The following is a 12449-nucleotide window of genomic DNA, read 5'->3' as shown; positions in this document are numbered from 1 at the left end:
GGGAGAGGGTGGCGGCGCCGGGGACGATCTCGATGACCGCATCAGGATCGTCAGCCGGTCGGGGAGGCCGAAGTCGCCGGGTACGAGGTATTACGAGGTATGAGGGCGGCGCCGTCGCGAGCATACGCGGATCACTTCTGTCGTTCCTTGAGCTCTTCGAGGATGCGCGGGTGCAGGGTGTCCATCCGCCAGAACGACATGACCAGGAGCTGGAGCAGCAGCAGGGCGATCGGCGCTCCGTAGTAGAGCCAGCGCAGGCCGTTCACCGTGGCCCCGGCCACGTGGCCGGGGTCGAAGGCGGTCATGGCGAGGACGCCGGCGACCAGCGCGCTGCCCAGTGCGGTGCCGAGTTTGGTGGCGAGGGACTGGGCGGCGTTCAGCAGTCCGGTGGCTCGGTTGCCGAACTTCCACTCGTGGTAGTCCACCGCGTCCGCGACGAGGGTGAAGCTTGAGGTGAGGCTGAGGCTGATGACCAGGCAGGCGCACACGTAGACGGTGATCAGCAGGGGGAGGACCGACTCGGTGAAGGGCATGACGGCGTACAGCAGTGCGCCCGCGGCCAGGGCGAGGACGTTGCCGCGTCGCTTGCCCAGGCGCGCGAAGTAGCGGGGTGCGGCCAGTGAGCCGACGAGCAGGGAGCCGGAGATCAGCGGAAGCAGGATGGAGATCGTCCACGGTTCCTCGAGGACGTACAGGGAGAAGTAGACGGTGACGGTGGTGAGCAGCCCCAGGCGGGTGAAGTTGACCACCATGAACAGGGCGGCGAGCACCCAGGGGCCGTTGCGCAGCCCCTGCTTGACCGTGGTCCAGGCGCCGGTGACGGTCTTGCCCGCCGCCTCCTGGACGGGCAGGTCGCGGTAGTGCTCGGTGGTGGCGCGGAAGGTGGCCAGGAAGAAGAGGGCGCTGCCGGCGCCGAGCAGGGCGGCGGTGAGGAGGTAGCCGCGCTCCTCGCTGCCGCCGCCGAACGCCGTGACCAGGTGCGGGGTGGCGACGGCGACGAAGACGGTGCCGACCGACATGCCGACGGCGCGGGCCGTGCCCAGTTGCATGCGCTCGTGCCCGTCACGGGTCATGAGCGGCATCAGCGCCCCGTAGGGGATGTTGACGATCGAGTACACGACGCCCATGAGCAGGAAGGTGACGGCCGCGTAGACGACCTTGCCGGTGTGGGAGAGGTCGGGTGAGACGAAGGTGAGCACGGACAGGACGCCGAACGGGACCGCGCCGTACAGCAGGTAGGGGCGGGCGCGCCCGTGGCGGCTGCGGGTGCGGTCGACGGCGGCGCCGACCACGGGGTCGGCGATCGCGTCGAGGATGCGGGCCACCAGCATGAGGGTGCCGGCGACGGCCGCCGAGACGGCGGCGACGTTCGTGTAGAAGTACAGCAGGAAGCTGCCGGTGAAGTTCCAGGAGAGGTTGGAGGCGAGGTCGCCGAGGCCGAAGCCCAGCTTCTCGCCGCGGGTCAGCCGTCGCGGGACGGTCTGCGCGGGCGCTGCCGCGAGCGTCGGATCTGCCATGTGCGCGCACGCTCACTTCGTTGTGAAGACGGAGAAGGGTACGGAGCGGCGGGTGCGGGCCTGCTGCGGCTCGGCGCACCCCGCCGTGTCCGACGCGCGGGCCGCTGAGCGTTCCGCTGCGAGGTCGGTGGCCGAAACGTGTCATGCCGCCGACGCGTAGTCAATACAGAATTCTGTTTTTGTTTTCTCTGCTCCGACCTTGACGGAAGGCCCGGGCGCCCCTAGTTTCAGAATCTCGATTCTGTTTAGCGATCTGGGGGTGCCCCGTGCGCTTCTCCGTGTTCCTCGTCGGCCGTTCCACCGGACCCGACGACGACTCCTACGTCATCCGGACCCTGGCCGACCACGCGCTGGAGGCCGACCGGCTCGGCTTCGACGCCGTCTTCCTGCCCGACCACCACTTCACCGGCTACGCGCCGATGGCCTCGGACCCGTTCCTGTTCGCGGCGTACCTGGCCGGCCGGACGCGGAACGTGCACTACGGCTTCTCGGTGACCACGCTGCCGCTGCACCACCCGGTGCGCTTCGCCGAACGGGTCAACCTCCTCGACCACCTCACCGGCGGCAAGCTGCTGGTCGGCATCGGATCGGGCACCACGCCCGAGGAGACCATCGGCTTCGGCGTCGACTTCCAGGACTCCAAGGACCTCATGGACGCCCAGGTCGAACTGGTGCAGCGGCTGTGGGCGAAGAAGGCCGAGGACGAACCGATCGAGTTCGAGCACGGCCCCTACAAGGGCGCCGTGGTCCAGCGGATCGTGCCCGCCCCCTACAGCGACCGCCACCGGCTGATGAGCGTGGCGATGCGCGAGGCGAGTACCGCCCGGGCCGCGAAGTACGGCTGGCCGGCCTTCATCCCGGCGTTCGTTCCGCCGATACCGGCAAGCGGGGAGCCGTCGACCGCCTTCCAGAAGTACCTCGACGCCTACCGCGCGGCCATGGCCGGCTCCGGGTATCCGCAGGGCGTCATCGACGACTGCATGTCCTGGACCACGCACTCCTACCAGTGCGTGCACGTCGCTCCGACGGACGAGCAGGCGCGGGAGGAACTGGAGACGATCCTCGGCGCCTACCAGGAGGCCATCGAGCGCGAGCACGCCTTCAACAAGCGCGCCGAGGCGATCAGCGGTGTCGACCTTCCCGACCCGCCGAACGCGCTGTCCGAGGACTGGATCCGCACCTGGTGCCTCCACGGCAGCCCGGACACGGTCGCCGAGCAGCTCCGCCACTACGAGCAGCTGGGCGTCGGCAACATCCTCATGGGCTTCACCAACGGCCCCCTCACCCCCGAGCGCTACGCCCTCACCCGGTCCTCCCTGCGCCTGTTCGCCGACGAGGTCATGCCCCGCTTCCGCTCCACCGACCAGTAAGGCAGTCCCCACGTCATGAGTCACCTCATCGTCGGTATCGGCGGCACCACCCGCCCCGGCTCCAGCAGCGAACTGGCCGTACGCACCGCCCTCGCCGCCGCCGAGCGGCGCGGCGCCCGCACCGTGCACTTCGGCGGCGACTTCCTCGCCTCGCTCCCCCACTACGCCCCCGAGCGTCCCGAGCGCACGGAGGAGCAGCAGCGCCTGGTCGACGCCGTACGCCGGGCCGACGGGCTGGTCATCGGCTCCCCCGGCTACCACGGCGGCATCTCCGGACTGGTCAAGAACGCCGTCGACCTGCTGGAGGACCTGCGCGACGACAGCCGGGTCTACTTCGACGGACGCGCCGTCGGCCTGGTGGTCACCGCGGCCGGCTGGCAGGCGTGCGGGACCACGCTGACCGCTCTGCGCAACGTCGTGCACGCCATGCGCGGCTGGCCGACACCGCTGGGCGTCACCCTCAACTCGGCGCGCACCAGGCTCTTCGAGGCCGACGGCACCTGCGCGGACGCCGCGGCTGCCGCCCAGCTGGAACTGCTGGGCATCCAGGTACACGAGTTCGCTCGGCGGCACGCGACGGCGCCGGTCGCCGTTCGCGCCGCCTGAACCCGCCAACCGGCAGGCTCCCCAGCGGTCCGCCCAGGCCCGCGACACCGCCGGCACGCCGACCGCCACCCGTCGAGAACGACGGCTCACCGACGAAGACCCATGGAACCCCGATGAACGAACTGGACGCGTTGGCCCGCCTGACCGCCGGCGCCGACATGCACACCACGCACTCCGACCCGGTCCGCCTGGTGCGCTGCCTGCGCCTGATCGACGGACCCATGGGTGTCACCGGCGAGCTCCTCGACGAGCGTGACGTCTCGCTGCTGGCGCCCTCCGGCATCGCGCTGGCCGCCACCTGGAATCGCGAGACGGTCCGGGCTGTTGGGGAACTGCTCGGGGAACAGGCCGCCGCGCGCGACGTGGACGTCTTGCTCGGCCCGAACCTGAACCTCAGCCGCAGCCCCGCCGGCGGACGCACCTTCGAGCACTTCGGCGAGGACCCGTATCTCGCCGGCACCCTCGGAGCCGCCTGGATCACCGGCGTTCAGAGCAAGGGCGTCGCCGCCTGCGCCAAGCACCTGGTGTGCAACGACACCGAGGCCGGCCGCCACGGCTACGACGTCCGGATCGACGAGCAGACGCTCCACGAGGTCTACCTGGCACCCTTCGCCGCCGCGGCCCGCGCCGGTGTGTGGGCGATGATGGCCGCCTACAACAAGCTGAACGGACGGCACTGCGCCGAACACCCCGAGCTGCTCACCCGGATCCTGCGCGAGCAGTGGGGCTGGGACGGCGTGGTGATGTCCGACTGGTTCGGCACCCACTCCACCGTCGGCTCTCTGGCGGCGGGTCTCGATCTGGAGATGCCGGGACCGGCCCGCCACCTCGGTCCGGCCGCCGCCGCGGCCGTACGCGCCGGGGACGCCTGCGCGACCGCCGTGGAGCAGAGCGTCGAACGCCTGGCCCTGCTGTCACGCCGCACCGCCGGACGCAGCCCGCACACCCGGCCCGCCGCCGAGGCCCGGCGCGTACTGCACGAGGCCGCAGCGGACTCCTTCGTCCTGCTGAAGAACGACCCGGCCGTCCTGCCGCTCGCCGCCGGCACGTCCGTCGCGGTGATCGGTCCCCACGCGGACGAGCCCGCCTACCAAGGCGGCACCTTCGCGCGGATCGCGCTCGGACCCGAGGTGCGCACCCCTCTGGCGGCACTGCGCGAGACACTCGGACCCCGGGTGGTGGCCCATGAACCCGGCGCCCGGTCCGAGCCCCGCGTCCCTTCTCTGCTGCCCCTCGCGCCCAAGGCCACCGGCTCACCCGACGAACCCGGGTTCACCGTCACCTACCACCGGATCGGCACCGACGGCACCGTCTCCGAGCCGTTGGCCACCGACACCCGGGCCACCGGCATGCTCGTCTGGTTCACCGAGCTGCCCGGCATAGGCGCCCTCGCCGGCCTGCCCGCAGGCTCCGGCGGTCTCGTACGCGTCTCGTGCCTGCTCACACCCGAAACCGACGGCACCTACGACTTCCACTTCGCCGGCACCGGCGACGTACGCCTGTCCATCGACGGTGCGGAGGCCGGGCGCGGGGGCTCCCGGGCCATGCCCGCCGACGTGATGGGGGCCCTTCTCCACGGCGACGTCACCCGCATCCCGGTCGAGCTCACCGCCGGCCGACAGGTCCGCGTCGATTTCGAGATGCGCTTCACCGGCGGCGGCCGAGCCCAGGGCATGCAGTTCGGCGCACGTCCCACCGCCCCCACCGATCTGGTCGAGCGCGCGGTACGCGCCGCCCGTGCGGCGGACACGGCCCTCGTGTTCGCCGGGGTCACCCAGGACAGTTCGCTGGAGAGTCAGGACCGGGACGCGCTCGCCCTGCCCACTGCCCAGACCCACTTGATCGAGCAGGTCTGCGCGGCCAATCCGCGCACCGTCGTGGTGGTGAACGCCCCTTTCGCCGTGGACATGCCCTGGGCGGACCGGGCGGCTGCCGTCCTGCTGACGTGGTTCCCCGGTCAGGAGTACGGGCCGGCCCTGGCCGACGTCCTGACCGGGGTGCTGGAGCCCGGCGGCCGGCTTCCGGTCACGCTGGCCCGCAAGGACTCCGACCACGCCGTGACCTCGACCGGCCCGTCCGCCGACGGCCGCCTCGCCTACACCGAGGGCGCACTGGTCGGCTACCGGCACTTCGACGCCCGGCAGATCACGCCGCGCTTCTGCTTCGGCCACGGTCTCGGCTACGCGGACATCCGCTGGCGCGCCGCGCATCTGCACGCCGACCCCGCCGGCCGGCATCTCGCCCTCGTCGGAGTCACCCTCGGCTGCGAGGCGGGGCAGGGCGGCAAGGAGGTGGTCCAGGTGTACGTCGCCCCGCTCACGGAGACCGGCGAGGCGGAACCCGGCCGCCCCGAACAGCAGCTGGCCGGCTTCGCCGCCGTCCACGTCGCCCCGGGACAGGATCGGCGCGTCGACATCCCCCTGGACATGAGGGACCTCAGCGTATGGGACACCCGAGCGGGGGGCTGGCGGCCGCGCGCGGGGCGCTGGGAGATTCGGCTGGCCCGCTCCAGCCGGGACGTCTTCCACCGCTTCCGGGTGTACGTCGACCGGGCGGGCAGGCTCCGTACCGGCCCGACCGGTTGACGAAGCGGTGTGCCGGGCGCCTGTGCCCGCGCCCGGCACCGGAGCCCTTCCGTCAGTTCCCCGCGGGGGCCTCGCAGCGCAGGAACGACAGCGCCATCCCGCCCAGATCTTCGATGAGGTCGGACAGGTCACCGCTGTCGCTCCCGGCCGCCTCCGCGGCCTCCGCGGCGACGTCGAGCGCCATGGCGCGGGCGAGCGTCGCGTAGACGGTGACGAAGCAGGCCCTGACCGCCCGCTCGGGATCGGGGTGACGGATCTCGTCGCGGCGCTCCAGCAGCAGGGCGGTGAAACGGTCCCGGAGATCGAAGTAGCCGGCCTTGCCGACCCTGGCCACCGTCTCGTCCACCGCGCCCAGTTGCATGAAGGCGCCCAGTACCCTCCCGCGCCGTTGCAGCAGACGGGCGAACTCCCCGACCAGTTCGGGAAGCAGGCCCGCCAGTGGCTTGCCTTCCCACCGGTCGCCCCGGACGAGTTCCCGGTGTTCGGCGGACAGCAGCTCCTGGAACCGCTCCTGGGCCGCGCGCAGGATGGCGTCCTTGCCGTCGACGCGGGTGTAGATGGCACCCACCGACACCTTGGAGCGGCGGCTCACCTCAGTGAGCGAGAAACCCTGGTAGCCCTTCTCGGCGAGCAGTTCCAGCGTGGTGTCCAGAACCAGCTCGAACGACCGCTGACTGCGCTCCTGCTTCGGGGCTCGGACACCGGACGGCTTGGCGGGGCGGTTCTGGGACGTGGACACCCGCCCAGTCTAGGCAACCGCCGGCCGGGGCCGGCCCCGGCCGTCAGCCGAGGTCCGCGACGGGAGCCGCTTCGTGGCTCAGACGCCGTTTCATCTGGTGAGCCGACGGTGGCTGGGACACGGTCCTTTCGGCGGCCCGGCGGTGTCGGCCGATCGGTCGGTGATGAGGTGAATCTTCGATCCCGGCTCGCCACGGCCGGTCGGATTCGGTCAGGTCAGCGGCCCCCTTTCGCCGCCCGCACGCTGACGGAGCCGATCGCGCACCGCGACCGGTCCGGCTCACCCCGAGCACCGAGCTCGTCGAGGACGACCCGGTGCAGCCTGGCCCGCACCCGGTCCTGGCTCCACTGGGCAAAGCGGAGGCTTCGTCCCATGGCTCCTCCGGACAAGGGCCCACCAGGATGCTCCCCGACGGAGCCTCGGTCTGTCATCGGCTCTGTCACACGCCTGTCACCAACTACGCCGACGCCACCGGACCCGATGCCTTGACCTGCTACAAAGCACCCATCATGGACTGGCGTGGCCACCCGTAGACGGTCTCTGCAACCTGTGCCATGTGGTGCCCAGTGAGGGGCCCAGGATCAGGACCAGGGCCTCTTCCGGCCCGTCAAAACGGTATTGCAGGGTGTTCGGGGGTGTCTCACTCACGCCCCAGACCCTCTCGTGTACCACGGGATCTCACACGGCCGGGGAACCCGGCGGCTCCTGCCCTTCACGGCGCCCTCGGGTGTGGGCGAGCAGCCGGCCGGCGGCGATCACCGCGCACCACACGAGGATCGACACGGTGGCCGCGATCCTCGCTCTCGCCGGCGTCGGGGCGTCGATGTCCCAGCTGTTCACGCCACGGCAGACCCCCGGTGGAAGACCACCACGTTGGTCCCCGCCACGATCAGGAGGCCGGGTTTCCAGGGCGCCGCGCCGCTGTTGCCGACGGCGACGGTGCCGGAGACGAACAACACCGCTCCGGTCACGACCGTGAGCGCGCATCCGAAGCGGGCCGGCGGCAGCAGATGCCGGGCGGCCGCCGTGACGGGCAGCATCCGCGCCCAGGCCGGACCGTTCCGGCCGGGAGAAGAAGTCGTTCACTTGATCAGGCCCTGTTGCCGCGGCGCGCCACGGAGTGTCCGCCGCCGATGAAGAGGAGCAGAACGGCACCGCCATCGACGCGAGATCCCGCACGCCCTGAACGAGAACGAGATCCCGGAGGCCTGACCGGCCGGGTGATCTTCCGTGACGTCCTGGTCGCGGCCCTGCCCCGCCGGCATCCCCTGGCGCCGGCCTCACTCCTGCCGACGGCCAGACTCGCGGGGGGGACCGTTCATCATGTTCCCCCTCCGCATGGGACCGTCCCCGCACGGCCGGATCACCAGCCTGACCCGGGCCGCTGCCCGTCCGGCTCGTCTGGCGGCGCGGTGAGGCGAGCCCCGTGGTGCGCACCTTCCGGACGGTGCTCACCACCGGCTCCCCCGCGGGCCGCGGCCGCCTCGACGGCCGAGCCGGGACAGGTACCGGGATCCGGGACGTCCGCGTCGGACGAAGGCGCCGATCAGGGGTTTCCACGTGAGCGAGGAAACGGCGCAGCGTGGGCAGCGTGCTGTCGCTCCGTCGCCGGCCTCGACCGCACGAGCGCTCGGTGACGCGGGTGAGCGGCAGGGCCGGGCAGCAGGTCGGCACGTGTGCGCGGATGTGGTGCTCCAGCCGGTGGCAGACCGGTCGTGGCAGCGGTCCGGGCTTCATGCCGCGGAATCCGCGCTCAAGGTCGTCCGGATGCGGAGGGAGCGCGCGTGGCGGACACTGGTGGAGACACAGCTTCGGCTCGGCCGCAACCGCTGAAGGTCCCGTGGGGTGGCCGGCATGCGGGGAGGCTCGACATGCCCGGTCCTCTTGCGCCCATCGTGGCCGCGGCCGGTGACGCGGTGGCGATCGCCGGCAGCCGACGCCATGTGCGATGTGCCTGACGGTGCCGGAGCCATGAGCTTGTGCGTCGAGAACCGTACGGGTCGGCACCTCGGGCGCACTCCGTGTATGCGCCCTCGGCGGCATGCCGGCACCGGGTGTCGAGCCGGGGGTTCCGTCGCACAACGCGCCCTGCCCGGGCACCGTCACCACCTGTGCGGCTTCGGGCCTGCACAGCCCGGTCCGTACCGGAACCAGTCGCCGCGACGCGAGGACTTCCTTCCGCGGATCCTGCGTCGATGAGGCATGCCGCCCATCGGATTCCAAGCGAGCGCGGCGTCGAACGAGATGAGGGCGAATGGCCATGATCTACGACTTGCTCGCCGGCAGCTGGACCTACCGCAGCTTCACCAACCGATCCGACCTCCTGCCCGGCCTCGACCCCGGGAACATCGTGAAGGGTGACGTCGACAAGTGGTCCCGCTACCTCTTCGGCCAGGGGGTGATGACCTTTCATCCCACGGTCACGGGCGCGCTCACCGGGCTGTTCGAGATGGGCACCGAGGAAAGGCCGCTCGACATGCGCCTGAACGGCAAGATCGAGGAACGCGACGGAGTCACCTGGATCAAGTGGAACGCCCACGGCTTGCCCGAGACCCGGAGCGACGGCTGGCTGTACGAGTACGACGGGTACTACACCACCAGGTGGCCGAACGGCCGCCGGCAGACCGACGCGATCGTCGGCTCGGTCGTGCGCAGCCAGCCGCACGACGACCTCGCGCCGAACCAGACGGCCGATCGCGCGTCCCCGGCCGGCGCCGTCGCCTCGTTCATCATGGTGCGCCCCGCGTTCGTCGAGGCGCGCGAGGTGATCCCGCTTCCCCCCGAGGTGCTCGAGTTGATGGGCTCGCGGCACCATCGCCTGCACCACGCGATCTGGCACGGATTGCGGGACAACTGGGTCAGGCCGAGCGACGGCGACATCTCGGAGAGCGACAAGGCGGAGATCACTCAGCTCGGCTGGGCCCCGCCGCGCCCGAACCAGTTCCCCACGCGCGGGACCGTCGACGTGCGGGAGCCGGACAACGGCGCCGGTGAGGATTTCCTCTACATGCACCGCCAGATGATCCAGGAGGTCCGCGAGCTGCTGAGCGGACACGGCCTGCCCATGATCCAGGCATGGGCGTCCATTCCCTCCCCGGACCGGAAGTCACGGAATCGCGACGGATTTTCCGTGCCCCGGGCCTGGGATCAAGGACAGGGTGACACCGCCGCCAAGGGGCTGGCGACCGTCAAGAGCGATGAGTACTGGCGATCACGGATGACGTTCCTCGAGCGGCAGTTCAAGAACCCGGAGTACCTTGCGACGCTGTCCCTCGACCAGCTCGGCGCGAAGATCGAGTGGCTGATCCACAACCTGATGCACGTCCGGTGGTGCTCGCTTCCGACGGATCCCGAGAATCCGCTCACGCCGCTGCCGGGCGGCCGGCCGCCCACCGAGACGTCCGAGAAGTGGATCAAGGTGACGCGCGACGGCAAGCCGTTCTACTACGACGATCTCAACGACACGTTCTCGTCACACGTACACCCCCTCTTCTGGCGCCTGCACGGCTGGGTCGACGACCGCATCGAGGACTGGTACGCGGCGCACGCCGCCGCGCATCCGGGGCAGGTCACCCGCAAGACCGTGGGGGGCGTCTCCTGGTTCGCCGAGGGGCCATGGGTCAGCGTCGAGGCACCGTGGGTGGGACCGGCGGTCTCCGGACATGGACCGGACGGCCACGACGGCGGTCACGGACACGGACAGGGACACGGAGGGCAGGGGCACCACGGGCACGACGTCGCCGCCATGCAGCGGGTCTACGATCTGATCTTCAAGCCCGCGGAGACGGCGGCGGTCGCGGAGTCGGGCACGATGGCGGCGCGCAGCGTCCAGTTCACGGGCAAGGTCTTCGGCGGGTGAGCCTCGCGCCGGAGACCGCGGCCCCGCGTCGAGCGGTGCCCGCGTGCGGGGATCAGGCGATGGAGGCCGCGATGACGGCGGACACGGCGAGGTTGCAGCACGCGGTGACCCACACCGCCGGGTGAGGCTCCGGGTCGACCAGTGTCGCGCCCAGGCGGCCCGGCGTGATCAGGTCCACCACGAGGAAGGCCACCGCCATCATCACCAGGCCCAGCAGCCCGAACACCGCGGTCGACACCAGGCCCTTGCCGAAGTCCTCGTACGTCGTCCAGATGGAGGTGAAGACGATGCCGCCGATGCCGAGCAGTGCGGAGCTGAGGACCAGGGCGGCGTTGCGGTTGCGCTGTTCCCATATCTGCCGGCCCAGCTTCCCCGGGGTCAGCGCGTCGACCAGGACGATGCCGAGGACGAGCAGGACGAGGCCCAGCGCGCCGTAAGCGGCGGCCCGCCCCAGTCCGTTGACGATGTCGGTCATGAGTCTGCCGGCTCCCAGGCATGAGGCGTGTGAAAGATCGCGGTCAAGGCGAGGCAAAATGTAGCGCATTCGTTCGGTGTCCCGACCGGTGCGGCCCGGGACCCGGCCGACCGGGCGCGGGTCATCACGTCGGTGGTGCCCGTCGTCGCGTCCAGCCACACCACCTGGCTGCCGTCGACGGCCGCGGGGGGTGTCTGGCCGCCGCGGTCACAGGAAACGCGGCCCTTGCAGGTGCCCTGCGCGCCACGGGCACCGCCGCAACGACGAGTGCGGCGCTGCCCGTCGGTGACGCCCATCGGTGACGGACCGGCACTTCAGTGGGGACGTGACCACCGGCGGCTTCCGGCCGACCGCGCAAGGTCATGACCGCCCGGCTCGGCGCGGGGTTCCGGGCGCCGGTCCGGCGGGCCGCCGGGCAACGGTCCGCCGGCCGGAAGTGCGCGGCCGGCCCCGGGGGCGGTCCCTCCGGGCGGAAGGCGGTACGGCGAGTACCGGCCAATACCGCCGTCGCCCTCCTCCCGAGGTGCCGGGGCCGGCCTCGTCACCGGCCCCGTCCGCCGCACCGCCTCCACCGTGCGCGCTACACCCTCCACTCCCCCCACACACTTCTTCCACATTCACTTCACGGGGCGCCCACTTTCGGCCGTCCTCGCCCCCTGGCGCCGGCGCGGGGGCAGACGGCGCGCTCACCCCGCCCCTAGCCTCCCGGCCCATGCGATCGCCCTTGATGAGACGTCTCGGTCTCAGCGCCGTCCTCGCCCTCGTCCTCGCCGTGTTCGGCCTGGCCCCCTCCGCGAGCGCGGCCGACCCGGACCCCGCCGATCTGAAGTTCACCACCGACGCCGCCACCACCACTCCGGGCGGCACGGTGAACCTGACGATGACCCTGACCAACAACAAGACCTACGACCTCTGGTTCGTCTACCAGACGATCGACCCCACCTGGCTGACCACCCAGCGCCCCGACCTGAAGTACGCGATCACCGGGTGCAGCCTCGCCACCGCCGACGGCAGCACCCCCTGTTCGGGCACCGGTCCGTCCAACCTCGGCACCAACTACAACGCCCCCATCCCGCCCGGCCAGAGCCGGACGGTGACCCTGACGCTGCAGATCGCCGCCGACTCCGGCTGCAACGGGAACATCGGCTTCTACTCGTACTTCTACGCCGAGTTCAGCGACAGCACGAACTACAGCGGCGGTCCGGTCTACACGCCCGAGACGCGCGTTCTCTGCGCCTGACGCACACACCGGGTGAGGCGTTGGCCGGAAACCGGCCCACCCCGCCCCGCCCCGGCCG

Annotated in this window: 10 protein-coding genes and 2 pseudogenes; 5 read left to right on the top strand and 7 right to left on the bottom strand. The window is 71.2% G+C overall.

Translation table 11 applies throughout. From position 1 onward, the window contains the following. Positions 1–131: 131 nt before the first annotated feature. Positions 132–1517: a glycoside-pentoside-hexuronide (GPH):cation symporter gene (locus ABZ340_RS17260; RefSeq protein WP_358782600.1), complete on the bottom strand. Its 1386-nt coding sequence runs from the start codon at positions 1515–1517 to the stop codon at positions 132–134. A gap of 266 nt (positions 1518–1783) precedes the next feature. On the opposite strand from ABZ340_RS17260, the gene ABZ340_RS17255 reads away from it, so the two are divergent. The 3 genes from ABZ340_RS17255 (at position 1784) to ABZ340_RS17245 (ending at position 6078) form a co-directional block, all read left to right on the top strand. Then, complete coding sequence (locus ABZ340_RS17255; RefSeq protein ID WP_358782599.1) at positions 1784–2887, top strand: LLM class flavin-dependent oxidoreductase; 1104 nt, start codon at positions 1784–1786, stop codon at positions 2885–2887. Positions 2888–2902: 15 nt separating this feature from the next. After that, complete coding sequence (locus ABZ340_RS17250) at positions 2903–3493, top strand: NADPH-dependent FMN reductase (RefSeq protein WP_358782598.1); 591 nt, start codon at positions 2903–2905, stop codon at positions 3491–3493. A gap of 113 nt (positions 3494–3606) precedes the next feature. Further along, positions 3607–6078, top strand: a complete 2472-nt coding sequence (locus ABZ340_RS17245) for a glycoside hydrolase family 3 C-terminal domain-containing protein (protein ID WP_358782597.1) — start codon at positions 3607–3609, stop codon at positions 6076–6078. A 52-nt stretch (positions 6079–6130) separates the two neighbouring features. Here ABZ340_RS17245 and ABZ340_RS17240 read toward each other — a convergent pair whose 3' ends face one another. From ABZ340_RS17240 to ABZ340_RS17220, 5 genes and pseudogenes are all read right to left on the bottom strand, one after another. Continuing rightward, the gene (locus ABZ340_RS17240) at positions 6131–6817 is read right to left on the bottom strand and encodes a TetR/AcrR family transcriptional regulator (protein ID WP_358782596.1); all 687 of its coding nucleotides are present in this window, start codon (positions 6815–6817) and stop codon (positions 6131–6133) included. 213 nt (positions 6818–7030) lie between these two features. Beyond that, positions 7031–7140: pseudogene (locus ABZ340_RS17235) on the bottom strand (IS5/IS1182 family transposase); the annotation flags it as partial. Between the two features lie 226 nt (positions 7141–7366). Further along, positions 7367–7465 (bottom strand): annotated as a pseudogene (locus tag ABZ340_RS17230) (3-oxoadipate enol-lactone hydrolase); the annotation flags it as partial. A 30-nt stretch (positions 7466–7495) separates the two neighbouring features. Next, positions 7496–7657: a hypothetical protein gene (locus tag ABZ340_RS17225; protein ID WP_358782595.1), complete on the bottom strand. Its 162-nt coding sequence runs from the start codon at positions 7655–7657 to the stop codon at positions 7496–7498. Then, positions 7654–7857 carry a hypothetical protein gene (locus tag ABZ340_RS17220; RefSeq protein WP_358782594.1) on the bottom strand — a complete coding sequence of 68 codons (204 nt, stop codon included), beginning with the start codon at positions 7855–7857 and terminating at the stop codon, positions 7654–7656. Before ABZ340_RS17220 ends, ABZ340_RS17225 begins: the two co-directional genes overlap by 4 nt. Positions 7858–9077: 1220 nt before the next feature. Here ABZ340_RS17220 and ABZ340_RS17215 point away from each other — a divergent pair. Then, the gene (locus ABZ340_RS17215; RefSeq protein ID WP_358782593.1) at positions 9078–10676 is read left to right on the top strand and encodes a hypothetical protein; all 1599 of its coding nucleotides are present in this window, start codon (positions 9078–9080) and stop codon (positions 10674–10676) included. 52 nt (positions 10677–10728) lie between these two features. On the opposite strand, the gene ABZ340_RS17210 is transcribed toward ABZ340_RS17215, so the two are convergent. Next, on the bottom strand, positions 10729–11151 hold the full coding sequence (locus ABZ340_RS17210) for a DUF350 domain-containing protein (RefSeq protein WP_358782592.1): 423 nt from the start codon (positions 11149–11151) through the stop codon (positions 10729–10731). A gap of 712 nt (positions 11152–11863) precedes the next feature. Here ABZ340_RS17210 and ABZ340_RS17205 point away from each other — a divergent pair. Next, positions 11864–12391, top strand: a complete 528-nt coding sequence (locus ABZ340_RS17205; protein WP_358782591.1) for a hypothetical protein — start codon at positions 11864–11866, stop codon at positions 12389–12391. Positions 12392–12449 lie beyond the last annotated feature (58 nt).

The organism is Streptomyces sp. NPDC006134 (assembly GCF_040628835.1).
Classification (GTDB): Bacteria; Actinomycetota; Actinomycetes; order Streptomycetales; family Streptomycetaceae; genus Streptomyces.
Note: the sequence above shows the minus strand (reverse complement) of the source record. Positions and strands in the feature narration are given on the sequence as shown.